We start from the raw sequence: 23408 nt of genomic DNA on the forward strand, positions 1-23408 counted from the left end.
CGGGGGGCCGGGACGGCCGACAGCTCGGGCAGCGCCTGGTCGCCCAGGCGGCGGCGCAGGGTGGACAGGGCGCGGGCGGTCTGGCTCTTCACCGTGCCGACCGAGATGCCGAGCAGGGCCGCCGTCTGCCCCTCCGACAGGTCCTCGTAGTAGCGCAGCACCAGCACCGCCCGTTGCCGGTTCGGCAGCGCCCGCAGGTGCCGCCAGAGCACGTCCCGGTCGAGCTGCTGCTCCATCTCGTCGACCGCCGCGGACTCCGGCAGCACGTCGGTCGGCCGCTCACCGTGCCAGCGCCGCCGCCACCAGCTCGTGGAGGTGTTGACCAGCACCCGCCGGGCGTACGGCTCGACCGCGTCGATCCCGCCGAGCCGCCGCCAGGCCAGGTACGTCTTGGTCAGCGCCGTCTGCAACAGGTCCTCCGCGGTGGCCCAGTCCCCGGCGAGGAGGTACGCGGTGCGCAGGAGCGCACCGGAGCGGGCCGCGACGAACTCCCGGAACTCCTCCTCCAGCGGGTCCCTGCTCGCCACCGCACACCTCCGCACCCCGTCGTACCGAGGCTGTCACGACCGGGCCGGCCCGGTCGACGGCGGATGGTTCGCAGTTGCTCCGATGTTCGGACGACAACCTTCAGGCGCCGTCGTCGGCCTTCGCCTCGTCGGCCTCCTTGCCCAGCCGCGCCTCGACCGCCTGCGGCTCGTACATCTCCTCGACGACGCGCAGGTACAGCTCGTTCGGGTTGGGCAGGTTCTTGATCTCGCGGAGCGCCTGGTCCTGGCCGGCGGACTCCAGCACGAAGGTGCCGTAGTTGAGGGCCCGGCCGGTGGGGCTCTGCTCGTACTTCATGTCGGTGACCCGGGCCAGCGGCATCATCGCGACCTTGCGGGTGATGATGCCGTTCACCACCATCACCCGTTTGTTGGTCAGGATGAACCGGTCGTACCACCAGTCGGCGACCCGCCAGGCGACCCAGCCCATCACCGCGAACCAGACCAGCACCGCGACGGTGGTCAGCGCGCCCACGTCCTGCCCGGCGAGGAAGCCGGAGAGGTAGCCGAGCACGAAGGTGGCGGCCACGCCGACCAGGATCGGGGTGGTGAGGTGGATCCAGTGCCGCTTCCACTCGCCCCGGTACCGCTCGGTGGGGAAGAGGTAGCGGGCGACCAGCGAGCTGGGCTCGTCCTCCAGGGGCAGCACCCGGCGCGGGCCGAGCGGCATCCCGGAGGCGTCGACCCGCAGGCCGGCCAACTCCTCCTCGGAGATGCTGGGGGGCTGGTAGCCGGCCTCGGGATCACGGACCCAGGCCCGCCCGGAGCGCCCCTCCCCGGCGTACGGGTCCGGATCGCCGTACCCGATGTCGTCGGAGAAGACCGGGCGGTCACCGGGCCCGGCGGTGGGGTCCGGGCCGTCGTCCCGGTACCGGGGGATCGGCTCGGTGTCCCCCTCGCGGCGTGCCCGGTCAGGGTCGTCAGGGTCGAAGGGTGGACCCGAGGGGCTACCCATCGGCGGCTAGGCGACGATGCTGGTGAAGAAGTCGCCGAAGCCCTCAGCGATGTCCACGATGCCGCCACCGAGCGACTTGAAGACGTCCGCCGCGGAGTTCGGTCGGTAGGCGACGAAGAAAACCAGGAACGCGATACCGGCCCAGGTGAGAACCTTCTTGACCATGGCGGTCCCATCCTCTCGCGCGGCGCCGGGTCCATTACCGCAGCGGCACCCACAGTATCAGTAAGGTGTCGTACAGTGAATATCTGCGTCCTTTCTCCGACACCCGGGGAGGTTTGTCAAGCCCTCCCCTGCAGGTACGGAGACGGTGCGCCGTACACGAGCTCGGGTGGCGTCCACTCGGTCAGGTCGTGCAGTACCACGTCCTCCGCGAGCAGATGCCCCGCGCTCGCCGGCCAGGCTATCGCATGAAGCCACATTCCCCGAGCCTCGCCGGCGTACGCGCTGCGATCGGCCGATGACGTCACCGGCCAGAGTGGAGTCGGGTGACCGGCCACTTTGATCTTCGCGGTGCTGTGGTGCTCGGGGTGGCGGGGACCGGGGTCGGACAACGCCTCGACCAGTTCGGGCCCCGGATCAGGGCCGACCGTCCCGGCCAGCCGGGTGCCGAGACCGACCCCGGGCTCCTCGGCGACGAAGACCACGTCGGCCGGTCCGCCGCCGAGCGGCGCCGGCCCGGCGCAGGCCACCGCGGTGGCCCGGACCCCGGTCCGGTCGTCACCGGCGTACGCCACGCCGGTCAGCGTCCAGCCGGTCGGCAGCGGCCAGGGGCACCACAGCGGCACGCCGGGGCGGCCGGGCGGGTCCAGGTCGGCGGCGATCCGCTCGACGACGCTCGCCACGATCTCGGCTCCGATGTGCGCCGGCACGTGCAACGGCGGGACCGGGCCGCAACTGAGACAGCGTGACTCGGGGTGCATCAGGTCCGGGGGCCGGACCGACCCGCCGCATCGTGGACAACTCACCGCGACACTCACAACTCCACCGTTCTCCTATCGGAGCGCCCCGTCAAGCCGAGCGGACGAATCCGCCCCGGCGGCGGGGCCGCCGGACCAGCCCGGCCGATTCAGCCCGGCGGAGCCAGCCCCCGGCCGATTCAGCCCGGTGGCAGCCCGGCGGAGCCGGCCCGGCGGAGCAGCCCGGCCGGTCGAGCCCGGTGGTGGGCCGGTCGCGCTAGCCCGGCGGCGGGCCGGCGTGGGCGCGGATCCAGGCGTGCATCGCGATCCCGCTGGCCACCCCCGCGTTGATGGAGCGGGTCGAGCCGTACTGGGCGATGGAGAAGAGCTGGTCGCAGGCGGCGCGGGCCGGATCGGACAGCCCCGGCCCCTCCTGGCCGAAGAGGAGCACGCAGCGGCGCGGCAGGGTGGTGGTCTCCAGCGGGCGGGAGCCGGGCAGGTTGTCGATGCCGACCACGGGCAGCGCCTCCCCCGCCGCCCAGCCGACGAACTCCTCGATCGTCTCGTGGTGCCGGACGTGCTGGTAGCGGTCGGTCACCATGGCGCCCCGCCGGTTCCACCGGCGACGGCCGACGATGTGCACCTCGGCGGCGAGGAAGGCGTTGGCGTTGCGGACCACCGTGCCGATGTTGAGGTCGTGCTGCCAGTTCTCGATGGCCACATGGAAGTCGTGCCGACGCCGGTCCAGGTCGGCCACGACCGCCTCCCGCCGCCAGTACCGGTACCGGTCGACGACGTTGCGCCGGTCGCCGGCGACGAGCAGCTCCGGGTCGTAGCGGGGGTCGGCCGGCGGCTCGCCGGGCCAGGGGCCGACGCCGACGTCGAGCTGCTCACCGGTCACGGTCACAGGAGGATGCTCACCGGTCACGGTCTCAAGAGGGTACGGGTCGCCGCTCAGCGCAGCCCCAGGGCCCTGCCCAGCCGGTCCAGGAACCGCTGGTCGGCCGGGCTGAGCCGGACGGCGGAACCGGGCGGCCCGAACGGCGACGGCGCCCGGTCGACGGCGGGGACGGCCCGGCAGACCCGGGCGGCCACCGACTGCACCCACTGCCGGTACGCGGCCGAGTCGGCGGGGTCGGCCCGGCGGTCGAGCACCCGGACCACGGCCCGGCAGGCGGCCAGCAGGTCCACCACGTCGGCGGGGCGTGCGCCGGCCGGCGGGGGCGCGTCGGGGCGGGCGTAGATGGCGGCGACCACGGCCCGGACCAGGTCGCTGTCGAAGGCCCGGCCGGCGGCCACCGCGTCCAGGCCGGCCAGCCCCGCCGGGACGCCCCGGTCGGCCCGACCGGGTGCGGGCGCGGTGGTGACCACCACGACCCGGCCGGGCAGGCCGGTGAGCAGGTCCCACTCGGCGGCGCGGTAGCCGGCGGCGGCCGGCGGCCCGGCGGGGCGGCCGGCTGCGGGTGGTTCCCCGGCGACGGAGTGGCTCATGGGCGACCTCCGGCGTCAGCATATGCGCCGGGCCGCCCGCCGGAGCCGTCCCGCGCCAAGTGGCCAGCGGGAACGGCGGCGGGCGGGGTCGCGCGCCCGGCCCCGGGCGGGAAAGCCGGCGCGACGGGGCACCACCGTCAGCACGACGGGGTACCGCGCGGAAATGTCACACCGACAGGGTTGCTCCGACGCCCGACCGGGGGGAGACGCAATGAGCGGCGGGGCCCTCCCCGGCACCCGCCGCCCACGCTCTGATGGGGAAGATTCTGCCTCAGCGGGGCGCGGGACCAACAGAGACCGAGGTCACATTTATCTTTTCGTAACAATACTGAGAGTCACGGAGATCCACCTCACAGGCGATCTCCGCAGCTCGCATCAACCCTTGTCAACGCAGAAGTTACCGGGTCGTAGCAGGTCAGGGTGGTTAACGGGGTGGAAACGCTCCCATCACGGGTGGTCACGCAATTGCGCACTGCACTTGCGATCGGCCGATCCACGCATGACAGATGTATGTCGATACTTCGGAGGGTCGCCCGACGACTGCTCGGCGTTTCGTCGCCACGTGGTCGGGAATGCCGGGAGGACCCTCCGTCGTTCCAGGGGACGTACGCGAATCTGCGGTGATCGGAGAGAGTGCAATGGCAACCGTTGAGCTGACCACGACGAACTTCGACGAGGTGACCGGCAAGGACGGCATCGTGCTGGTCGACTTCTGGGCCGAGTGGTGCGGTCCGTGCAAGCGGTTCGCCCCGGTCTACGAGCGCTCCTCGGAGAAGCACCCGAACATCGTCTTCGGCAAGGTCGACACCGAGGCGCAGCAGGAGCTCGGCGCCAAGTTCGAGATCCGCTCCATCCCGACCGTCATGGCGATCCGCGACGGCGTGATCGTCTTCGCCCAGCCGGGCGCCCTGCCCGAGTCCGCCCTGGAGAACCTAATCGAGCAGGTCGAGGCGCTGGACATGGAGCAGGTCCGCAAGCAGCTGGCCGAGCACAAGCACTGACCCGCACCGCCGCAGCCGGGCCGGACCCCGCACCGGGGTCCGGCCCGGCTGCGTACCGGGGCCGGCCGGGGAGGAAGACGGGGACAAACCGGCCGAACGGCCGTACCGGACCCGGCTGCGTACCGAGTATGGTCACCAGCCGATGGAGACACTGACCACCCGGGGCCGGGCGATCCGCGTGGGTGCCACCGCACTCGGCCTCGCCGTCCTGCTGGCCGGCACCGTCTGGGGCAGCGACGACCACTTCCCGTTCGGGCCGTTCCGGATGTACGCCACGTCCAACCCGCCCGACCGCCCCGCGCCGGACACCCGGGTGGAGGGCGTCGACCGCACCGGCAGCCTGATCGAACTCGGTCAGGACGCCACCGGCATCCGCCGGGCCGAGATCGAGGGCCAGCAGAGCCGGTACGTCGCCGAGCCCGCGCGGCTCCGTGAGGTGGCCGACGCGTACGCCGAACGGCACCCCGACGCGCCGGAGCTGGCCGAGGTACGCATTGTCATCCGCTGGCACGGCATCGTCGACGGCCGGCCCACCGGCCGGTACACCGACGAGACGGTGGTCCGCTGGCAGGCGACCGGATGATCCGCTGGTTGACCGAGCCGGTCCCCCGGGGCCGGGTGGCCGCCTTCCGCACCCTGGTCTACCTCTTCGTCGCGGCCGACCTGGTCTTCTTCACCCCGTGGGTACGGACCCGGGTCAGCGTGCCCGGTGAGCTGTACCAGCCGCTGTTCATCGGTCGGGTGCTGCCACTGCCCACCCCGACCGCCGCCCTGGTCTCGGTGATCTTCTGGGCGCTGCTGGGGCTGGCCCTGCTCGCCGCGTCCGGGCGGGCGCCGAGGCTGCTCGGCTGGCCGGTCTTCCTGCTCTACTTCCAGTGGATGATCATCGCGATGAGCTACGGGAAGGTGGACCACGACCGGTTCGCCCTGCTCGTCGCGCTGGCCGTGCTGCCCACCGTCGGCCGGGCCCGGCACGGCGACCCGACCCGCACCGAGGCGGGCGGCTGGGCGCTGCGGGTCACCCAGATCGCGGTGATCTGCACGTACTTCCTGGCCGCCTGGGCGAAGCTGCGCTTCGGCGGGCTGGACTGGCTGACCGGCTCCGTGCTGGCCCGCGCGATCATCCGGCGCGGCACCGAGCTGGCCGACCTGATCGCCCAGGTGCCGTACCTGCTGATCGTCGCCCAGATCGGGATCGTCGCCTTCGAGCTGCTCAGCCCGGTGGTCTTCGTGCTGCGGGAACGCTGGCGGCTGGCCACGGTCGGCTTCTTCTACTCGTTCCACCTGGTGACCATGGCGACGATCACCATCTCGTTCGCGCCGCACCTGGTCGCGATGGCCAGCTTCCTGCCGCTGGAGCGGGTCCGGCCGGTCGTCTGGGCCCGCCGGCTCGTCACCCGGCCGCGCCCCGGCGCGACCGACCGCGCAGCGGCGTCACCCGCACCGAGCGGGGACGGCACGACCGTCCCGGAACCCGCCCGGGACCGCGGGACGGCGCACGAGCCTGTCCGGGGCAACCCGGCGGTGTAGGAGCCCGTCAGGGCGACGCGACGGCCCAGGAGGCCGTGGGGGGCGGCGGGTCAGGAGTCGGCCGTGGGCCGCCCGGTCGGGCCGTAGAGGCGCTCCCGGGCCTCCTGGGGCAGCGAGCAGGCGGCGGTGCCGCCGGGCATCCGGTGCCGGTTGCGGGCCACCCAGCGGTACACCGGCCAGGCCACCAGCCGGACCGGCGGGAAGCGCAGGCCGGCCCCGGCGACCCGCCAGAACGGGGTGCTGTCGCCGAGCAGCCGGGCGATGGCGTCCGGGCCGGCGGCCCGCGACCCGTCCGCGCCCACCCACTGCACCGCCGTGTCGCAGTCGGCCTCCGCCAACCCGAGCCTGTCGAGGTCGGCGAACTGCCAGGGCAGCAGCCGCGCCCGGGTGGGGATGCGGCGCTCGGCGAACTGGGCGCAGCGGGTGCAGAACGCGCAGTCGCCGTCGTAGACGAAGGTCGACGTCTCCATGACTCCCATCCTGCACCCCGGAGCACCGGGTGCGGCAGGGGTGTTCGGCGCGTCACTTGCGCTTCGTTCGTACACGTGTTCGACTAGGCCCCATGCGCTGGGAGAACCTCTCCGCTCCCCCGGACGAGGGGCTTCCCGACGGGTCGGCGCCGGCGACTCCACCCCTGCCGCTGGCGCTGCCCGGCGCGGTCGCGCGCACCTTCGACACCCCCGGCTTCGCCGGGATGACCTTCTACGAGGTGCGCGCGAAGTCGATCCTCAACCGGGTGCCCGGCACCTCCCGGGTGCCGTTCCAGTGGACGGTCAACCCGTACCGGGGGTGCAGCCACGCCTGCGTCTACTGCCTCTCCGGCGACACCCCGATCCTGATGGCCGACGGCCGGACGAAGCCGATCGAGGCGGTGCGGCCGGGCGACCGGATCTACGGCACCCGGCGGTGCGGCACCTACCGCCGGTACGTCGTCACCACCGTCCTCGACGCGTGGTCGACCGTGAAACCCGCCTACCGGGTGACCCTCGCCGACGGCACCAGCCTCGTCGCCGGGGGCGACCACCGGTTCCTCACCGAACGCGGCTGGAAGTACGTCGCCGCCGGCCCGCCCGGCAACGCCCGGCGGCCCCGGCTGACCACCAGCAACCGGCTGCTCGGTACCGGTCGCTTCACGGCCCCGCCGAAGCCGTCACCCGGCTACCGCCGGGGGTACCTCTGCGCGGTGCTGGGCGCGGCCGGCGTCGCCGACACTGGGGACGGCCGCGTCCGGCTGACCCTGGCCGACGACGAGGCCGCCGACCGCAGCGCACGTTTCCTCGCCGGGGAGGGCGTACGCGCCCGCCGCCCGGCCGGCGGTCCGACCGCACCGGGCCGGCCGGCGACGGCCACGGTCGTCGTCACCGGGCAGCCGGGCGGCGAGACGGTGACCGAGCTGGCCCGGTGGCCGGCGCAGCCGGCGGACGGCTGGTGGCTCGGCTTCCTGGCCGGCGCCTTCGACGCCCGGGGCAGTTGCCGCCAGGGGGTGCTGCGCATCGGTGCCCGCGACGACGCCACCGTCGAGCGGGTCACCGCCGGGCTGCGCCGGTTCGGCTTCACCTGGGTCCGGGAGGAGCCCCGCGCGCCGACGCGGCTCCGGCAGGTCCGGCTGACCGGCGGGTTGCCCGCCCGGCTCCGGTTCTTCCACCTCACCGATCCCGCCGCCACCCGCCCGCGGTCGATCGAGGGGGCCGCGCTGAAGTGCGCGGGCGATCTCCGGGTGGTCCGGATCGAGCCGCTCGGCCTGGCGCTGCCGCTGTGGGACCTCACCACCGGCACCGGCGACTTCATCGCCGACGGCGTGGTGAGCCACAACTGCTTCGCCCGCAACAGTCACACCTACCTCGACCTCGACGCGGGCGCGGACTTCGACCGGAAGGTGGTCGTCAAGGTCAACGCGGGCGAGTTGCTCCGGCGGGAGCTGGCCGCGCCGAAGTGGCGGGGCGCGCCGGTCGCGATGGGCACCAACGTGGACTGCTACCAGCGGGTCGAGGGGCGGTACCGGTTGATGCCGCCGATCATCGAGGCGCTGCGGGACTTCGCCAACCCCTTCTCGATCCTGACCAAGGGGACGCTGATCCTGCGGGACCTGCCGCTGCTGCGCCAGGCCGCCGAGGTGACCCGGGTCGGCCTGGCGTACTCGGTGGGCTTCGTCGACGAGGCGCTGTGGCGGGCGGTCGAGCCGGGCACGCCGAGCCCACGCCGGCGGCTGGACGCCGTCCGGGCGCTGACCGACGCCGGCCTGCCGGTGGGGGTGCTGATGGCCCCGGTCCTGCCCGGGTTGACCGACGACGACGAGTCGATCGAGCGCACCGTCGCGGCGATCGCCGCCGCCGGGGCGACCAGCGTGACGCCGCTCGCCCTGCACCTGCGCCCCGGCGCCCGCGAGTGGTACGCGCACTGGCTGGCCCGGGAGTTCCCCCGGCTGGTGCCCCGGTACCGGCAGCTGTACCGGTCGGGGGCGTACGCGCCGCAGGCGTACCAGCGGGAGGTGACCGCGCGGGTCCGGATCGCCGCCCGCCGGCACGGGCTGCACCGGGTCGCGGCCGGCGACGACCACCGGCCGCCCGAGCCGCCCGCCGGGGCGGCGCCCGAGCAACTCACCCTGCTCTGAGCGGCCCGGGAGGCTAGAGTCGCGGGGTGCGTACCGCTCGACAGATCCTCGCCGACGCCGCCGTGATCGCCGTGGTGGGCGCCTCCCGTGACCCGGCCAAGGCCGCGCACCGGGTGCCCGCGCAGATGCAGCGGTACGGCTGGCGGATCATCCCGGTGAACCCGACCGTCGACGAGCTCTTCGGCGAGCGGGCGTACCCGACGCTGGCCGACATCCCGCACCCGGTCGACCTGGTCGACGTGTTCCGGCCGGCGGCCGACGCGGTCGAGGTGGTCCGCCAGGCGGTGGCGATCGGCGCGCCGGCGGTGTGGTTGCAGCTCGGGATCGTCTCGGCGGAGGCCCGCCGGATCGCCGAGGAGGCCGGCGTCGACTACGTCGAGGACCGCTGCCTGATCGTGGAACGCGCCGCCGCCAACCTGACCCGGCTGCCCTGACGCCCGGAAGGTCGAGAAGGGGCCCCTGCCACCACCGGATGCGTTGACCGGGGCCTTTCCTCACCGGTCACCCCGCCGGTCGGCGCAACCGCCCTGACAAGCTCCACCGCGCCCGGTAGCGTCCGGCAGGGGGAGGGCCCGTCGCCACAGGTCGTACGCCGCAAGGGGTGAACCGATGAGCCAACCACCGCCGCCCGACCGGCCCGGCCAGGAACCGGCCGGCGCGGAGCAGCCGCCGTCGCCGTACGAGCCACCCCTCCCGCCCGGCCTCGGGCCGCCACCGGCCGATCCGGGCCCCCGGTGGGAGCCGGCCCCCGGCTGGGCCGGGTCGGGGTCGTACCCGGGTCCGGGGCCGCACGCGACCGAGCCGGGCGGGCACTACGGCCACCAGCCGTCGTACGCCCCCCAGGTGCCGTACGGGCAGTACGGGCCGCCACCGGAGCCGCCCCGGCACGGGACGAACGTGGCGGCGATCCTGGCGCTGGTCTTCGCCTTCGTCTTCGCCCCCGCCGGGATCGTCCTCGGGCACGTCGCCAGGCGGCAGATCCGGCGCACCGGCGAGGCGGGCGACCAGCTCGCCACCTGGGGACTGATCCTCGGTTACGTCTTCACCGCGCTGTACGTGCTCGCCTGTCTCGGCTGGATCGCCCTGGTCGTCTGGGCCGGCACCGACAGCGGCACCGGCTCGTACCGCTGAGCCGGCCCGTTCCGCCGCGAGCCGGCGGACGGGTCAGCGGAACTCGGACTCCCGGACGCTGTTGCCGCCGTCGACCACCAGCATCTGCCCGGTGATGTACGAGGCGGCCGGCGAGCAGAGGAAGGTGATCGCGGCGGCCACCTCGTCGGGCGTGCCGGGGCGGCCGACCGGGGTACCGAGCCCCTGCTTGATCTCGGCCATCGTGGAGGCGGCGGTGTGGATCGTCCCCGGGGCGACCGCGTTGACGGTCACCCCGTCGGCGATCATCTCCATCGCCAGCGCCCGGGTCAGCCCGACCACCCCCGCCTTCGCCGCCGCGTATGCCGCCTCGGTGGGCAGCGCGTTGACCGGGCCGGCGGTGGCGGCCAGGTTCACGATCCGCCCCCAGCCCCGCTCGGCCATCCCGCCGATGAAGGCCCGGCTGCACAGGAACGCGGTGGTCAGGTTCCGGTCGATCTCGCCCCGCCACTCGTCGTAGCTGAGCTGGGCCACCGGGCGGAGCACCTCCGGGCTGGCCCGGCTGGCCAGGCCGGCGTTGTTGACCAGCACCTCGACGTCGCCGAGCTGCTCGGTGACCGCGTCGGCGAGGGCACCGACCTCCGACTCGTCGGTCAGGTCGGCGACGAAACCGGTCACCCCCAGTTCGCCGGCCCGCTCGTGGATCCGCCGGGTGGTGGAGACGATCGCCACCCGGGCACCGAGGTCGGCGAGGCGACGCGCGGTCGCGTACCCGATCCCGTCCGCGCTGCCCGCCCCCGTGACCAGGGCGACCTTCCCGTCGAGCCGCATGGTCACCGGGTCGGGCAGCGGCACCGGCTCGTCGTGTCCCGGCCCGCCCGCCGGGCCCGTGGCCCGGGTGCGCCGGGCGAAGCCGGGGCGGCTCGCGTCCCGCCTCGGTCGGCTGCCGGAACGCTCCCCGGCCCGCGCGTCAATCGCCATGACCGCGATCCTGCCCGGTCGGGACGGCGTGGGCAACGCGGCACCCGGTGGCGCGGTGATCGGGGTTTGCCTGTGGCTGGCTACCCTGACGGCGCAGCCGCACGTGACGGAGAGAACATGACGAACCCCTCGCCTCCCGACAACTGGCCGGACCCGACCTGGTCGGCCTCACCCCAGCAGCCACAGTCGACACCCCCGGCCGATCCCCTGTACCACGCCTCCGGCCAGCCCTTCGCCGCCGAGCCGGTGAGCAAGGACCCGTACGCGCCGGCCGACCCGTACCTGGGCGGGGCGGGGTACTCCGCCGGCGGGTACCCGGCGGCCGGTCCGGCCCCGTACGCCGCGCCCGGCTACGGCTACGGCCCGCCCGCCCCCCGCACGAACAACATGGCGGTGGCCGCCCTGATCCTCTCCCTGGTCGGCTTCGCCTCCTGCGTCACCGCGCCGATCGGCGCGATCCTCGGGCACGTCGCGCTGAAGCAGATCCGGCAGACCGGCGAGGGCGGCGAGGGGACGGCGAAGGCCGCCATCATCGTCGGCTGGATCCTCACCGCGCTGATCGTGCTGGGTGTGCTCTTCTACGCCGCCGCGATCATCTTCGCGATCGCCTCGTCCACCAGCACCTCTCCCTGACCGTCCCGCGGCGCCGTCGGACGGCCGGGGGCGTGGCGTCCCCGGCGGGTCGCCGGTCGGCACCCCGCCGGGCCGCACCGGGCCGCGTCACTGCGGCGGGGTGAACGACAAGGTACGCGTCATGGGCCGGGTACGTCGGCTCGACGCCCTCGGACCCGCTCTCGGCACTTCACGACCGCAAGGGTCGTGGTGCCGTCACGGTAGCCTCACGCCATGACCGGGGTGGACGGACCTGTGGAAGATCTCACTGGGCGGCGGCAGCGGCTCGTGGTGGTGACCGGGGCCAGTTCCGGCATCGGGCTCGCCGCCGCCGTGGCCCTGGCCCGTCGGGGCGACCGGGTGGCGCTGGTCGGGCGGGACCCGGCCCGGCTGCGGGCCGCCGGGGAACAGGTCCGGGAGGCGGCCGGCGAGCAGCCGGAACTGTTCCGCGCCGACTTCGCCGTCCTCGACGACGTCCGTGGGCTCGCCGAGCGGCTGCGCGCCGCGTACGACCGGATCGACGTGCTGGCCAACAACGCCGGGGCGATCGTGCTGCGCCCCGTCCGCACCGTCGACGGGTTCGAGCTGACCATGCAGGCCAACCACCTCGCCCCGTTCCTGCTCAGCAACCTGCTGGCCGACCGGGTCGGGCGGATGGTGGTGACCGCCTCCGGCGCGCACCGCAGCGGCGTCCTGGACCCGGACGACCTCAACGCCGCCCTGCGCCGGTACCGGCCGATGCGCGCGTACGGCACCAGCAAGCAGGCGAACATCCTCTTCACCGCCGAGGCGGCCCGGCGCTGGCCGGACGTGCCGGCGTACTCCTTCCACCCCGGCGTGGTACGGACCCGGTTCGGGTCGGACAGCCCGCTGGTCGCCCTCGGCATGCGGGTGCTGCCCTTCCGCACCCCCGAGCGGGGCGCGGAGACGCTGCTCTGGCTGGCCTGCCAGGACCCGGCCCGGCTGACCAACGGCGGGTACCACTACAACCGGCGGCGGCACCGGGCCTTCCGCAAGGCGACCGACCCGGACCTGGCCGCGCGGCTCTGGACGGCCAGCGCCCGAGCGGTGGGACTCCCCGGCTGAGCGCCCGGACCGCCATGGCGGTGCTGGGCCCCGGTTTGCCGGCGGGGCGGTGTCGGCCCGGGTCGGCCGGCGGGGCGGTGCTGCCGAACCGGCACGGCGGTGCTGGCCCGAAACCGGCGGTGCTGGCCCGGGACCGGCGGGGCGGCATCCACGCCGGTCAGGCCACGCAGAACTCGTTGCCCTCGGGGTCGGCGAGGGTGGCCCAGGACTGCGGCCCCTGCTGCCCCCGGTGCAGGAAGGTCGCCCCGCGTTCGGTCAGCCGCGCCACCTCGGCCTCGACCCGGTCGGCTCCCACCCGGACGTCCAGGTGGACCCGGTTCTTCACCGTCTTGGCCTCGGGAACCTGCTGGAAGAGCACCCGCTGGCCGGACTCCGGGTGCACGATCGCGGCGCCGGACCGCCAGACCAGCACCCCACGGTGCACGGTGGTGTCCTCCTCGCCGGCCCAGCCCTGCTCGATCATCCGGCGGATGAACGCCTCGTCGGAGGGCTCCACCTCCCAGCCGAGCGTCTCCGCCCACCAGTCGGCGAGGGGGTGCGGATCGGCCGCGTCGATGGTGACCTGGAAGTCGTACGCCATGGACGTACCGTAACCGGACCGACCGACAGATTCGCGCCGCCGGACCGCTCGCGGCCCGTCGGCAGGCCGGCGGCAGGCCGTTGGCGGGGCGGCGGCGGGTCAGTCGCGGAGCGGGGCGGGATCCGCCGGGACCGCCACCGGCGGGACCCGGCGGCCGGCGCGGGCGCTACCGACGACCACCACGACGACGCCGGCCAGCAGCAGGGCCAGCCCCGGCAGGGCCAACGGCCGGGGCAGTTGCCCCAACCACACCCAGGCGATCAGGGCGGCGCCCGGAACCTCCAGCAGGATCAGCACGCTGACCGTGGTGGCCGAGACCCGGCGCAGCGCGTAGTTGAACATCGAGTGACCGAGCAGTTGGGCGCCGGCCACCAGACCGAGGATGGCGGCCCAGGCGGCAGGGTCGTACCCGGCCAGCGGCAGCCCGCCGACCAGGCAGACCACCAGCAGGATCAGGGCGCAGACGCCGTAGCAGATGGTGGTGTAGGTGGTGGTGCTGATGCTGACCCGGGCGCGTTCACCGAGGGCGGTGTAGATCGCCGCGAAGAGGCCGCCGGCCACCGCGAGCAGGTCCCCGGCGAAGGCCCGCGCGGAGACGCCGAAGTCGGCGCCGGAGGCGAGGACCGCGCCGGCCACGGCCAGGCCGATGCCCGCCCAGACCAGGCCCGGCAGCCGGCGGCCCTGGACCCGCGCGATCACGCCCTGCCACACCGGCTGGGTGGCGACCAGGGCGGTGGCCACCGCCACCGAGGTGAACTGCACGCTCGGCATCCAGGTGGCGAAGTGGGCGGCGAGCGCCACCCCGGAGAGCACGCAGAACAACCCCTCCCGCCGGCCCGGCCCGCGCACCAGGGCACGGAACTCGCGCCGCCGCAGGACCAGGGAGTACGGCCCGAGGACGGCCAGCGACAGCAGGTTCCGCCAGAACGCGACCGCCAGCGCCGGGACGGCGGCGAACACGACCAGCGGCCCCGAGGAGGAGACCGCGATGACGGCGAGGGCGAGCGCCCCCGTGGTCATCGGGTCGAGGGGCGGGCGGGATTGCGCGGATGGCACGGAGTGCAATCCTCACACGACACGGAGGGCGACCGCTCGGTTACGATCTTTCCCGTCCGGCGACCCTCCCCCTCGACGCCCGGAGCCCTTTCGCATGCCCAGATTCCAGGCGGTGCTGTTCGACTTCTTCGGCACCCTCACCCATCCCGTCCAGCGCGGTCCCGCGCACCGCTGCACCGCCGAACTGCTCGGCTGCTCCACCGACCGGCTGGTCGAGGTGCTGGACCGCACCTTCTACGAACGCGCCAGCGGGCGGTTGGGCGGCGCGGAGGCCACCCTGCGCTGGGTCTGCGCCCAGGCCGGCGTCCACCCGTCCGACGGGGCGCTGCGCGCGGCCATGGTGACCCGGCACTGGGCGGTACGGGCCGACACCCGGCTCCGGGCCGACGCGGTGTCCACCCTGGCCGCGTTGCGCGGTCGGGGCATCCGTACCGGACTGATCAGCGACTGCACCCACGAGCTGCCCGCCTTCCTGCCCCACCTGGCGGTCGCGCCGTTGCTGGACGTCCGGGTGCTCTCGGTGCAGTTCGGGCGCTGCAAACCCGATCCGGCGCTCTACCTGGCCGCCTGCCGGCGACTCGGGCTGCCCCCCGAGCGCTGCCTGTACGTCGGGGACGGCGGCAGCCAGGAACTGACCGGGGCGCAACGGGCCGGGCTGACCGCGTTCCGGCTGGCCTCGCCCGACCTGGCCGGGCACCTGGTGTTCAACCCCGAGCACGCCTGGCCCGGCCCGGTCCTGCGATCGTTGGCCGAGGTCGTCGACCTCGTCACCCCCGCGCCGCGCGGTCCGGCCCGGCACCCGCCCGACCGGCCGACCGCCCTCGCAGCCCGCCACACCCCCGGCAGCCCGACCTCCGCGCTGGCCGTCCCGGCCTTCACGCCGGCCGGGACGGCCTTCACGCCGGCCGGTGCGTCCGCCGTACCCGGCGGGACGGCCTCCGCGCCAGGCGGGACGGCCCCCGTGCCCGGCGGGACGGCCCTCACGCCGGCCGGTGCGGCCTTCACGCCGGGCGGGACGGGCTCCGCACCAGGCGGGACGGCCGTTGTGCCGGACGGGGCGGGCGTTGACCTGGGCGGTGTGGGCGGCGGCCGGGGCGGTGCCGTTTCAGCGACGCCGGACCCGGTGCAGCCGGAACGGCCGGCGGGTCGCCCGGACCGGCGGGGCGTCCCGTGGCGGTTCGGCCAGGGAGCCGTCCGGCAGCGCGTCCCCGGCGACCGGCTCCCCCTCCGGTGACAGCCGGCTCAGCGCACACCCCTCGGCGGCCCAGCGCGCCACCAGGTCGGCGGTGGGGCCGGGGGCGTTCAGCCGCTTCGCCGCGACCAGCGGGGCGGCCGTCTCCCAGGCGTCGGTGCCCGGCCGCACCCGGGTCACCCGGGCCGGCCAGGTCACGATCCGCCCGCCGTGGTCACCGCGCAGGGTCACCTCGGCCCGGTCGGCGTCGGCCAGCCCCGGGGCGCGCTGCTCCCCCGGCCCGCTGACCACGAATAGGGCACCCTCCAGGGGCAGGCACCACACCGCGTACGCCGGGCCGCCGGGCACATTCACCCAGGCCACGGCGGCCTTCTTCATCGCCTCGTCGACCAGTGGCGTCGTGCTGCGCCCGGCCAGCTCGTCAGTCACCCGTGCATCCTCCCGTACCGGCGGGGGCGCTGTCGGCCCCGAGTGTTAACAGGGGCCCCTTCCTCTACCGGAAGCGTTAACAGGGGGCCCTTCCTTGCACCTCAGCCGAGGAAGGGTGGGACGACGATCTCGCCCCGGGCGATCGGGACGACCTGGCCGGTGACGGTGGCGCCGAGCGCCGTGCCGCCGGCGGCGGTGACCGTGCAGGCCAGCGAGGAGGGGCGGTTCAGTTCGACGCCCTGGTGGACCAGGTACGCGGAGCGGCCGTCACCGGGGAGCAGGCCGCTGGCCACCAGCCAGACCCCCAGCCCGAGCGCGGCCGAACCGGTCGCCGGGTCCTCCGGCACCCCGAGTCCGGGGACGAAGACCCGGGCGTGTGCGGTTTGCGCCTCGGCGTTCCAGGAGAAGACGCTGACATGCTCCACGCCGTACCGCTGTGCCGCCGCCGTGTTCACCCGGGCCCGGGCCACCGCGTCCGGGCGGACCGGGAGGTAGGGGAACTCCAGCCCGCAGCCGGCCACCCGGGGGGCCGGGCCGGCGTGGTCGTCGGCGGTCAGCCCGGCCATCTCCAGCAGTGGTTCCGGGTCCAGCTCGGGGCCGAGCGTGGGGATGCCGCCGGTCAGCGTGGCGCTGTCGCCGGTCACCTCGATCGGCAGCACCCCCGCGCCGCACTCCTGGGTGACCTGTCCCCCGTCGAACAGGCCCCGGCGGCTGGCGGTGACCGCCGCGCCGACGCTCGGGTGCCCGGCGAAGGGCAGTTCGGCGGTCGGGGTGAAGATCCGCGCCCGGTAGGTGGCCCCGACGTGGGTCGGTGGCAGCACGAACACCGTCTCGGACAGGTTGAACTCCAGGGCGAGCGCCTGCATCTGCTCCGCGGCGAGCCCGTCGGCGCCGAACACCACGGCCAGGGGGTTGCCGGCGAAGGGCCGGTCGGTGAAGACGTCCACGATCTCGTAGGCCAAGGTCGACATGCTGACAAACACTAGGCGCTTAGGCTGGTGGCCGTGAGTACGCCGAACCGGGTCTACCTCGCCCGTCTCGCCGGGGTGGCGGTTTTCGACCCCAACGGTGACCAGGTGGGTCGGGTCCGTGACGCGGTCGCCCGGCTGCGCGCCACCCAGCGCCCGCCGGAGGTGGTGGGGTTGGTGGCCGAGATGCCGATGCGGCGCCGGATCTTCCTCTCCATCAACCGGATCACCTCGATCGACGCCGACGCGGTGGTGCTGGGCAGCGGCATGCTCAACCTGCGCCGGTTCGAGAAGCGCCCCAACGAGTTGCTGGTGCTGGAGGAGATGCTGGACCGTCGGGTGCAGCTCGACCCGGGCGGGCAGGCGGGCACGGTGGTCGACGTGGCGATGGAGTGCTCCCGGGGCGGGGAGTGGTCGTTGAGCCGGGTCGCGGTCCGCGAGCAGGCCGGCCGGCTGGCCCGGCGGGGCCACCTGCACCAGGTGGAGTGGGACCGGGTCCGGGGGCTGACCGGGATCGCCGACGCCCGGGGCACCGCCAACCTCCTCGCCGTGCTGGAGGACATGCGCCCGGCCGACCTGGCCAACGCCCTCCAGGACCTGCCGGACGCCCGGCGAAACGAGGTGGCCGCCGCCCTGGACGACGAGCGGCTCGCGGACGTGCTCAGCGAGCTGCCCGAGCACGACCAGGTGGAGATCCTCGCCGCGCTGGACCGGGAACGCGCCGCCGACGTGCTGGAGGAGATGGACCCGGACGACGCCGCCGACCTGCTCAACGAGTTGTCCCCGCCGGAGCAGGACGTGCTGCTGGACCTGATGCGCCCGGGTGAGGCCGACCCGGTGCGGCAACTGCTGAAGTACACGCCGGGTACGGCCGGCAGCGTGATGACCTCGGAGCCGGTCATCCTGCCGCCGGACGCCACGGTGGCCGAGGCGCTGGCCCGGATCCGGGAGCAGCAGCTCTCCCCCGCCGTGGCCGCGCAGGTCTTCGTCACCCGCGCCCCGATGACCACCCCGACCGGGCGGTACCTGGGCATGGTGCACTTCCAGGCGCTGCTCCGGGAGCCCCCGGCGGACCTGCTCGGCGGGCTGGTGGTCAACGACATCGACCCGCTGCGCCCGGCCACCCCGCTGCCGGAGATCACCCGCCGGATGGCCACCTACGACCTGGTCGGCATGCCGGTGATCGACCAGAACAACCGGCTGGTCGGCGCGGTGACCGTGGACGACGTGCTGGACCAGTCGCTGCCGCCGGACTGGCGGGACCGGGACGCCCCGGTGGAGGGCGTCCTGACCGGCCCGGCCCGGGACGGTGCCGATGACTGAGCAGCGTCGGCCCCAGCGGCTGGACCAGCCGCGCGAGCCGAGGGGCATCCGCCTGCCCCGGATCGACCCGGAGGCGTTCGGGCGCTGGTCCGAGGGGATCGCCCGGGGCATGGGTACGGCGATGTTCATCGTCTACATGACGATCGTCATCGGCATCTGGCTGGGCTGGAACACCCTGGCCCCGCCGGACTGGCGCTTCGACCCGTACACCTTCACCTTCCTGACCCTGGTGTTGTCGTTGCAGGCGTCGTACGCCGCGCCGTTGATCCTGTTGGCGCAGAACCGGCAGGCGGACCGGGACCGGGTGGCGCTGGAGGAGGACCGGCGGCGGGCGACCATGCAGAAGGCCGACACCGAGTACCTGGCCCGGGAGATCGCGGCGCTGCGGATCGCGATGGGTGAGGTGGCGACCCGGGACTTCCTCCGCTCGGAGCTGGCCCGGCTGGCCGAGGAGCTGGACGAGGCGAACGAGCGGCGGCAGCGGCTGGACCGCCGCCAGCAGGACCGGGTCACCCACCGTGCCGGCGGCCGGGAGGGCCTCGACGAGCCCCGCGACGAGTTGGACGGCGACTGACCGGATCGCGGACGCCGCCTGCCTCAAGGGGCCAGGCGGGCGGCGTCCGCCCCGATCGTCCCACTGGTTGGGCAGAGCCGTCCACCCCTCGGCCGACGTCGATTTCGCTCACACCCGCGCCCCGGTCGGGACGCCCCGGCCGGCCGCCGACGTAGCATTGCGGTCATGTCAGCACCCGTCAGCACCGTCGCGGACGCCGTCCAGGCCGCCCTGGCCACCGTCAACGACCCGGAGATCCGCCGGCCGATCACCGACCTCGGCATGGTCCGCTCCGCCGAGGTGGGCGACGACGGCGTGGTCCGGGTCGAGCTGCTGCTCACCGTGGCCGGTTGTCCGCTGAAGGACAAACTGCGTTCCGACATCACCGAGGCCGTGGGCGCGGTGCCCGGCGTCACCGGTGTCGAGATCGAGTTCGGGGTGATGAGCCAGGAGCAGCGCCAGGAGCTCCAGACGAAGCTGCGCGGGGGCGGGGCCGCCGAGCCGGTCATCCCGTTCGCCCAGCCCGGCTCCCGGACCCGGGTGTACGCGGTCGCCAGCGGCAAGGGGGGCGTCGGCAAGTCCAGCGTGACGGTGAACCTGGCCGCCGCGCTGGCCGCCCGGGGGCTCTCCGTCGGCGTGGTCGACGCGGACATCTACGGCCACTCGGTGCCCCGGATGCTCGGGGCGGACGGCCGCCCCACCCGGGTCGAGGACATGATCATGCCGCCGGAGTCGCACGGCGTGAAGGTGATCTCGATCGGGATGTTCACCGCCGGCAACGCCGCCGTGGTGTGGCGCGGCCCGATGCTGCACCGGGCGTTGCAGCAGTTCCTCGCCGACGTCTACTGGGGCGACCTGGACGTCCTCCTGCTCGACCTGCCGCCGGGCACCGGCGACGTGGCGATCTCCCTGGCCCAGCTCCTGCCGAACTCCGAGATCCTGGTGGTGACCACCCCGCAGGCCGCCGCCGCCGAGGTGGCCGAGCGGGCCGGCGCGATCGCGTTGCAGACCCACCAGCGGGTGGTCGGCGTCATCGAGAACATGTCCTGGCTGGAGCTGCCGGACGGCTCCCGGATGGAGATCTTCGGCGCGGGCGGCGGCCAGACCGTGGCCGACTCGCTGAGCCGGACGATCGGCGCGCAGGTGCCGCTGCTGGGACAGGTGCCGCTCGACACCCGGGTCCGGGAGGCCGGCGACGGGGGCACCCCGATCGTGCTGGCCGAGCCGGAGTCCCCGGCCGCCCGGGCGCTGGGGCAGGTCGCCGACCGGCTCGCCCTCCGGCGGGAGTCGCTGCTCGGCAAGCCGCTCGGGCTCAAGCCGGCCGGTCGCTGACCCGCCCTTGATCCACCGTCTGCGCGTTCGCGGCCGGCGACCCGACACCGGGTACGCCGGCCGCGCCGTCCGCACCGCTGCGGCTCGCGCTGTGGCCGGCTCCGGCGGGCGGTCAGGCTGCCGCTTCCGGGCGGTCTGCCGCTTCCGGGCGGTCTGCCGTACCCCTCGGAACGTGTGCGGCGGGGGTCAGGTGGCGTCGTCGTAGCTGCGCGCCCGGGGGGCGGGCGTCGGGGCCGGTGCGGCGGCGGGGGCGCTCGACGTGGTGGTCGAGGTGCCGCCGGTCGAGCGCAGGTCGGCGGCGGAGGCCACCTCCTTGAGCTCGTCGTGCACGCCGGTGACGTCCGCGCGGAGGTCGTCGTAGACGGTCTGCAACGGCTTGCGGATCGCCTGCTCGTCCTCCTCGGAGATCAGGTGCTTGCGGATGAACGCCTTGGGGTGCAGGTCCTCCAGCTTGATGTCGGTGCCCAGCTCCCGGCTCAGGTCGGTGGTGGCGGTGTTCGCCATGTTGCGCAGGTTGCGGACCATCCGCAGGCCGTCGCTGATCACTTGGGGCAGCCGGTCACCGAAGATCAGCAGCGCCAGCAGCAGTAGCGCACCGATCTCCCACCAGTTCAGGTTCTCGAACACTGCGCGGGCCTCCTCATCGGCGTCTCCGCAAGACTACGCACGTCAGGGGCCGGTCGGGGAGGGGGTGACCGGTCGCTACTTGGCGTCCGCCGCCAGCGTCACCGAGGCGTTCTGCCGACTCGATCCACGCCGGTACTCCACCGTCACCACCGAGCCGGGGGCGAACTTGCGGACCATGGCGATCAGGTCGGTCGGCTCGTTCATCGGCCGCCCGGCGAGTTTGAGGATGATGTCGCCGGAGCGCAGGCCCGCGCCGGCCGCCGGGCCGGACGGTTCCACCGCCGCCAGGCGTACGCCCGCGCCGGTGGCCTGACCCGGGCCACCGACCTGGGCCCCGATCACCGTACGGCGGGCCTTGCCGGTGCCGATGATGTCCTGGGTGACCCGCTTGGCCTGGTTGATGGGGATGGCGAAGGCGAGGCCGATGTTGCCCGCCTCCTGCCCCTCGGCGACCAGCGACTTGATCGTCGAGTTGACCCCGATCACCCGGCCCGCCCCGTCGACCAGCGGCCCGCCGGAGTTGCCGTGGTTGACCGCGGCGTCGGTCTGGATGGCCGCGTAGTAGCGCACCGGGCCACCCGGCTCGCCCGCCTGCATGGTCCGGTCGAGGGCGCTGACGATGCCGGCGGTGACCGTGTTGGCCAGCGAGAGCGGCGAGCCGATGGCGAGCACCGGGTCCCCCACGGCGAGGCCGTCGGAGTCGCCGAACTCCACCGGGCGCAGGCCGGTCCGGGCCACCTTGATCACCGCGATGTCCGACTCCGGGTCCTGGCCGACCAGGGTGGCCGAGGCCGTGCTGCCGTCGTGGAAGACCACCGACGCCCGGCCCGTCCCGCCGGCCACCACGTGGTCGTTGGTGATCACGTGGCCGTCGGCGCTGACCACGAAGCCGGAGCCCTCGCTGGTGCCGCCGACGCCGCTCACCCGGACGGTCACCACGCTGGGCAGGACCCGTTCGGCGACCCCGGCCAGCGACTCCGGGCGGCGCTGGGCCAGCGCCGGGGGCTCGGCGGAACCGGCGCCGAGCACGGTGGTGGCACCGGCCCCGCCCCGCACCGCGAAGGCGTACCCGATCGCCCCGCCCAGGCTGCCGGCGAGCAGGGCGGTGATCAGCGGGATGAACAGCAGGTGCCGCAGGCTGAGCCGGCCCGGGGCGTCCGGGTCGCTGACCGGTTCCGGTTCGGTGCCGCCGGCCGGCGGGGTCCGTACCACCACGGCGGTGGGCGCGGCCGGGTCCCGCCACGGGTCGGCGAGCGCGTCGGACCACCAGGGCGAGGCCGGCCCGCCCGAGGTCACCGGGGCGGCCTGCGGCAGCGGGGACACCCCGCCGACCGGGTACCCGCCCGGCACCGGCCCGTGACCGGCCGTTGACGACGCCGGGCCGTAGCCGGCCGCTGTCGCCGGGCCGTAGCCGGCTGCCGCCGACGCCGGGCCGTGGCCGGACGTTGCCGACGGAGCCGGGCCGTAGCCGGAGGCTGCCGACGGCGCCGGGCCGTAGCGTGGTGCCGACGGAGCCGGCCCGAATCGTGCCTCCGCCGCCGGAGGCATACCGGCCTCGGTCGGCGGCCCCGTCGGCGGCCCTGCCGGTGGGGCCCCGGCTGCCGGCGGTCCCGCCGGTGCCGGAGTTCCCCCGGGCTGGCGCCAGTCCCAGCCGTCGGTCACGTCGGTGCCTCCCACTTCCGTCCCCGGTCCCCCACCGCGCGTCCCGGCGACGAGCCGGACCGGTCGCGGCCGACGGGAGACCGCTTCCAGGATTGCACGGAAGTGCCGGATGGGGTCAGCGGTTGCGGCTGGGACCGCCCCGGCGGCACCCGTTTGCGCCCGCATCTAGGCTCATAGCGCCAACCCACCCCTGCACCACTCTCGCCGCCCGGAGGTGTCCCATCGCCACGGTCGCCGGTTCCGGCAGTTCGACGGCCCAGAGCATCCAGTTCGCCGAGTCGTACGTCACCGAGGACATCGTCGCGCGGACCGCCCGCAGTCTCGCCCTGGAGGTGGGGGTCGACGCGGTCACCCCGGGCGCCGGGGCGGCGCTGCGGCTGCTCGCCGCCGCCGGCAACGCCCGCGCGGTGGTGGAGATCGGCACCGGCACCGGGGTCAGCGGTGTCTGGTTGCTGCGCGGGATGCGCCCCGACGGGGTGCTGACCACCATCGACGTGGAGGTGGAGCACCAGCGGATCGCCCGCCGGATCTTCGCCCAGGCCGGTTTCCCCGCCGGGCGTACCCGGATCATCACGGGCCGGGCGCTCGACGTGCTCCCCCGGCTCGCCGACGGCGCGTACGACCTGGTCTTCGTGGACGCCGAGGCGACCGGCTTCAACGCCTGCGTGGACGCCGCCCTGCGGCTGCTCCGACCGGGGGGCGTGCTCGTCCTCAACGGCGCGCTGGCCGGTGGCCGGATCGGTGACCCGGCCGCCCGGGACGCGGAGACGGTGACCGTCCGCGAGTCGATCAAGGCGATCCGGGAGTCCGAGCACTGGATCCCGGCCCTGCTGCCGGTCGGCCACGGCCTGCTCGCCGCCGTCCGCTGCTGATCCGCCGGTCAGCC

26 protein-coding genes and 1 pseudogene are annotated in these 23408 nt (G+C 74.6%); 13 read left to right on the forward strand and 14 right to left on the reverse strand.

What is annotated here, in order from left to right; genetic code table 11:
* The 6 genes from AWW66_RS00720 to AWW66_RS00740 all read right to left on the reverse strand — a co-directional run.
* Nucleotides 1-527, reverse strand: a 527-nt coding sequence (locus AWW66_RS00720; RefSeq protein ID WP_157527039.1) for a SigE family RNA polymerase sigma factor, incomplete at its 3' end; no start/stop codon positions are given.
* A 100-nt stretch (nt 528-627) separates the two neighbouring features.
* Complete coding sequence (locus AWW66_RS00725) at nt 628-1500, reverse strand: PH domain-containing protein (RefSeq protein WP_067359333.1); 873 nt, start codon at nt 1498-1500, stop codon at nt 628-630.
* Between the two features lie 6 nt (nt 1501-1506).
* The gene (locus AWW66_RS34180) at nt 1507-1665 is read right to left on the reverse strand and encodes a hypothetical protein (protein ID WP_169807035.1); all 159 of its coding nucleotides are present in this window, start codon (nt 1663-1665) and stop codon (nt 1507-1509) included.
* Between the two features lie 116 nt (nt 1666-1781).
* Nucleotides 1782-2480, reverse strand: a complete 699-nt coding sequence (locus tag AWW66_RS00730; protein WP_342671905.1) for a DUF6758 family protein — start codon at nt 2478-2480, stop codon at nt 1782-1784.
* A gap of 196 nt (nt 2481-2676) precedes the next feature.
* Complete coding sequence (locus AWW66_RS00735; RefSeq protein ID WP_067359447.1) at nt 2677-3300, reverse strand: TrmH family RNA methyltransferase; 624 nt, start codon at nt 3298-3300, stop codon at nt 2677-2679.
* A gap of 53 nt (nt 3301-3353) precedes the next feature.
* Nucleotides 3354-3890 (reverse strand): hypothetical protein, encoded by a 537-nt coding sequence (locus tag AWW66_RS00740; RefSeq protein WP_067359335.1) that lies wholly within the window; start codon nt 3888-3890, stop codon nt 3354-3356.
* A 638-nt stretch (nt 3891-4528) separates the two neighbouring features.
* On the opposite strand from AWW66_RS00740, the gene trxA reads away from it, so the two are divergent.
* The 3 genes from trxA to AWW66_RS00755 all read left to right on the forward strand — a co-directional run bounded on the left by trxA (nt 4529) and on the right by AWW66_RS00755 (nt 6421).
* Nucleotides 4529-4891: a thioredoxin gene (gene trxA, locus AWW66_RS00745; protein ID WP_067359336.1), complete on the forward strand. Its 363-nt coding sequence runs from the start codon at nt 4529-4531 to the stop codon at nt 4889-4891.
* 142 nt (nt 4892-5033) lie between these two features.
* Nucleotides 5034-5474, forward strand: a complete 441-nt coding sequence (locus tag AWW66_RS00750) for a hypothetical protein (RefSeq protein WP_067359337.1) — start codon at nt 5034-5036, stop codon at nt 5472-5474.
* Complete coding sequence (locus tag AWW66_RS00755) at nt 5471-6421, forward strand: HTTM domain-containing protein (RefSeq protein ID WP_083978112.1); 951 nt, start codon at nt 5471-5473, stop codon at nt 6419-6421. The genes AWW66_RS00750 and AWW66_RS00755 overlap by 4 nt, the downstream gene beginning before the upstream one ends.
* A gap of 50 nt (nt 6422-6471) precedes the next feature.
* On the opposite strand, the gene AWW66_RS00760 is transcribed toward AWW66_RS00755, so the two are convergent.
* Nucleotides 6472-6891 (reverse strand): thiol-disulfide oxidoreductase DCC family protein, encoded by a 420-nt coding sequence (locus AWW66_RS00760; protein WP_067359338.1) that lies wholly within the window; start codon nt 6889-6891, stop codon nt 6472-6474.
* Between the two features lie 92 nt (nt 6892-6983).
* Between AWW66_RS00760 and AWW66_RS00765 the strand changes: the two genes are divergently transcribed.
* From AWW66_RS00765 to AWW66_RS00775, 3 genes are all read left to right on the forward strand, one after another.
* Nucleotides 6984-9032 (forward strand): intein-containing Rv2578c family radical SAM protein, encoded by a 2049-nt coding sequence (locus AWW66_RS00765; RefSeq protein ID WP_067359339.1) that lies wholly within the window; start codon nt 6984-6986, stop codon nt 9030-9032.
* Nucleotides 9033-9058: 26 nt separating this feature from the next.
* Nucleotides 9059-9466, forward strand: coding sequence for a CoA-binding protein (locus AWW66_RS00770; protein ID WP_067359340.1), 408 nt, complete (start codon nt 9059-9061; stop codon nt 9464-9466).
* A gap of 175 nt (nt 9467-9641) precedes the next feature.
* A complete protein-coding gene (locus AWW66_RS00775) occupies nt 9642-10163 on the forward strand; it encodes a DUF4190 domain-containing protein (protein ID WP_067359341.1) in 522 nt (173 codons plus the stop codon).
* A 33-nt stretch (nt 10164-10196) separates the two neighbouring features.
* Here AWW66_RS00775 and AWW66_RS00780 read toward each other — a convergent pair whose 3' ends face one another.
* The gene (locus AWW66_RS00780) at nt 10197-11102 is read right to left on the reverse strand and encodes an SDR family NAD(P)-dependent oxidoreductase (protein WP_067359342.1); all 906 of its coding nucleotides are present in this window, start codon (nt 11100-11102) and stop codon (nt 10197-10199) included.
* A gap of 117 nt (nt 11103-11219) precedes the next feature.
* Between AWW66_RS00780 and AWW66_RS00785 the strand changes: the two genes are divergently transcribed.
* The gene (locus AWW66_RS00785) at nt 11220-11735 is read left to right on the forward strand and encodes a DUF4190 domain-containing protein (RefSeq protein ID WP_067359343.1); all 516 of its coding nucleotides are present in this window, start codon (nt 11220-11222) and stop codon (nt 11733-11735) included.
* Nucleotides 11736-11969: 234 nt separating this feature from the next.
* Nucleotides 11970-12800 (forward strand): SDR family NAD(P)-dependent oxidoreductase, encoded by an 831-nt coding sequence (locus AWW66_RS00790; RefSeq protein ID WP_169807036.1) that lies wholly within the window; start codon nt 11970-11972, stop codon nt 12798-12800.
* 157 nt (nt 12801-12957) lie between these two features.
* On the opposite strand, the gene AWW66_RS00795 is transcribed toward AWW66_RS00790, so the two are convergent.
* Nucleotides 12958-13380: a VOC family protein gene (locus AWW66_RS00795; RefSeq protein WP_067359345.1), complete on the reverse strand. Its 423-nt coding sequence runs from the start codon at nt 13378-13380 to the stop codon at nt 12958-12960.
* 99 nt (nt 13381-13479) lie between these two features.
* Complete coding sequence (locus AWW66_RS00800) at nt 13480-14400, reverse strand: DMT family transporter (protein ID WP_211271810.1); 921 nt, start codon at nt 14398-14400, stop codon at nt 13480-13482.
* 130 nt (nt 14401-14530) lie between these two features.
* Between AWW66_RS00800 and AWW66_RS00805 the strand changes: the two are divergent.
* Nucleotides 14531-15217: pseudogene (locus AWW66_RS00805) on the forward strand (HAD family hydrolase); the annotation flags it as partial.
* Between the two features lie 324 nt (nt 15218-15541).
* On the opposite strand, the gene AWW66_RS00810 reads toward AWW66_RS00805, so the two are convergent.
* Together AWW66_RS00810 and AWW66_RS00815 are read right to left on the reverse strand one after the other, a co-directional pair.
* The gene (locus tag AWW66_RS00810) at nt 15542-16006 is read right to left on the reverse strand and encodes a hypothetical protein (protein WP_396890420.1); all 465 of its coding nucleotides are present in this window, start codon (nt 16004-16006) and stop codon (nt 15542-15544) included.
* Between the two features lie 152 nt (nt 16007-16158).
* Nucleotides 16159-17028 carry a PhzF family phenazine biosynthesis protein gene (locus AWW66_RS00815; protein WP_067359348.1) on the reverse strand — a complete coding sequence of 290 codons (870 nt, stop codon included), beginning with the start codon at nt 17026-17028 and terminating at the stop codon, nt 16159-16161.
* Nucleotides 17029-17061: 33 nt separating this feature from the next.
* Between AWW66_RS00815 and AWW66_RS00820 the strand changes: the two genes are divergently transcribed.
* From AWW66_RS00820 to AWW66_RS00830, 3 genes are all read left to right on the forward strand, one after another.
* Nucleotides 17062-18348 (forward strand): magnesium transporter MgtE N-terminal domain-containing protein, encoded by a 1287-nt coding sequence (locus AWW66_RS00820; RefSeq protein ID WP_067359448.1) that lies wholly within the window; start codon nt 17062-17064, stop codon nt 18346-18348.
* Nucleotides 18341-18922 carry a DUF1003 domain-containing protein gene (locus AWW66_RS00825; RefSeq protein ID WP_067359449.1) on the forward strand — a complete coding sequence of 194 codons (582 nt, stop codon included), beginning with the start codon at nt 18341-18343 and terminating at the stop codon, nt 18920-18922. The genes AWW66_RS00820 and AWW66_RS00825 overlap by 8 nt, the downstream gene beginning before the upstream one ends.
* A gap of 165 nt (nt 18923-19087) precedes the next feature.
* Nucleotides 19088-20233: an Mrp/NBP35 family ATP-binding protein gene (locus AWW66_RS00830; protein WP_067359349.1), complete on the forward strand. Its 1146-nt coding sequence runs from the start codon at nt 19088-19090 to the stop codon at nt 20231-20233.
* Between the two features lie 186 nt (nt 20234-20419).
* On the opposite strand, the gene AWW66_RS00835 is transcribed toward AWW66_RS00830, so the two are convergent.
* On the reverse strand, nt 20420-20860 hold the full coding sequence (locus AWW66_RS00835) for a twin-arginine translocase TatA/TatE family subunit (RefSeq protein WP_067359350.1): 441 nt from the start codon (nt 20858-20860) through the stop codon (nt 20420-20422).
* A gap of 75 nt (nt 20861-20935) precedes the next feature.
* Nucleotides 20936-22183 (reverse strand): S1C family serine protease, encoded by a 1248-nt coding sequence (locus AWW66_RS00840; RefSeq protein ID WP_245647805.1) that lies wholly within the window; start codon nt 22181-22183, stop codon nt 20936-20938.
* A gap of 602 nt (nt 22184-22785) precedes the next feature.
* On the opposite strand from AWW66_RS00840, the gene AWW66_RS00845 reads away from it, so the two are divergent.
* Nucleotides 22786-23394, forward strand: a complete 609-nt coding sequence (locus AWW66_RS00845) for an O-methyltransferase (RefSeq protein WP_067359450.1) — start codon at nt 22786-22788, stop codon at nt 23392-23394.
* The last annotated feature ends 14 nt before the right edge of the window (nt 23395-23408 follow it).

The sequence above is a fragment of the Micromonospora rosaria genome, assembly GCF_001567585.1.
Lineage (GTDB): Bacteria > Actinomycetota > Actinomycetes > Mycobacteriales > Micromonosporaceae > Micromonospora > Micromonospora rosaria.

What these genes read in the sequence shown, in the direction of transcription:
- AWW66_RS00725 (WP_067359333.1), bottom strand. Translation starts at nt 1,500, where the DNA reads ATGGGTAGCCCCTCGGGTCCACCCTTCGACCCTGACGACCCTGACCGG.
- AWW66_RS34180 (WP_169807035.1), bottom strand. Translation starts at nt 1,665, where the DNA reads ATGGTCAAGAAGGTTCTCACCTGGGCCGGTATCGCGTTCCTGGTTTTC.
- AWW66_RS00740 (WP_067359335.1), bottom strand. Translation starts at nt 3,890, where the DNA reads ATGAGCCACTCCGTCGCCGGGGAACCACCCGCAGCCGGCCGCCCCGCC.
- trxA (WP_067359336.1), top strand. Translation starts at nt 4,529, where the DNA reads ATGGCAACCGTTGAGCTGACCACGACGAACTTCGACGAGGTGACCGGC.
- AWW66_RS00750 (WP_067359337.1), top strand. Translation starts at nt 5,034, where the DNA reads ATGGAGACACTGACCACCCGGGGCCGGGCGATCCGCGTGGGTGCCACC.
- AWW66_RS00755 (WP_083978112.1), top strand. Translation starts at nt 5,471, where the DNA reads ATGATCCGCTGGTTGACCGAGCCGGTCCCCCGGGGCCGGGTGGCCGCC.
- AWW66_RS00760 (WP_067359338.1), bottom strand. Translation starts at nt 6,891, where the DNA reads ATGGAGACGTCGACCTTCGTCTACGACGGCGACTGCGCGTTCTGCACC.
- AWW66_RS00765 (WP_067359339.1), top strand. Translation starts at nt 6,984, where the DNA reads ATGCGCTGGGAGAACCTCTCCGCTCCCCCGGACGAGGGGCTTCCCGAC.
- AWW66_RS00775 (WP_067359341.1), top strand. Translation starts at nt 9,642, where the DNA reads ATGAGCCAACCACCGCCGCCCGACCGGCCCGGCCAGGAACCGGCCGGC.
- AWW66_RS00780 (WP_067359342.1), bottom strand. Translation starts at nt 11,102, where the DNA reads ATGGCGATTGACGCGCGGGCCGGGGAGCGTTCCGGCAGCCGACCGAGG.
- AWW66_RS00785 (WP_067359343.1), top strand. Translation starts at nt 11,220, where the DNA reads ATGACGAACCCCTCGCCTCCCGACAACTGGCCGGACCCGACCTGGTCG.
- AWW66_RS00795 (WP_067359345.1), bottom strand. Translation starts at nt 13,380, where the DNA reads ATGGCGTACGACTTCCAGGTCACCATCGACGCGGCCGATCCGCACCCC.
- AWW66_RS00800 (WP_211271810.1), bottom strand. Translation starts at nt 14,400, where the DNA reads ATGACCACGGGGGCGCTCGCCCTCGCCGTCATCGCGGTCTCCTCCTCG.
- AWW66_RS00810 (WP_396890420.1), bottom strand. Translation starts at nt 16,006, where the DNA reads ATGAAGAAGGCCGCCGTGGCCTGGGTGAATGTGCCCGGCGGCCCGGCG.
- AWW66_RS00815 (WP_067359348.1), bottom strand. Translation starts at nt 17,028, where the DNA reads ATGTCGACCTTGGCCTACGAGATCGTGGACGTCTTCACCGACCGGCCC.
- AWW66_RS00825 (WP_067359449.1), top strand. Translation starts at nt 18,341, where the DNA reads ATGACTGAGCAGCGTCGGCCCCAGCGGCTGGACCAGCCGCGCGAGCCG.
- AWW66_RS00830 (WP_067359349.1), top strand. Translation starts at nt 19,088, where the DNA reads ATGTCAGCACCCGTCAGCACCGTCGCGGACGCCGTCCAGGCCGCCCTG.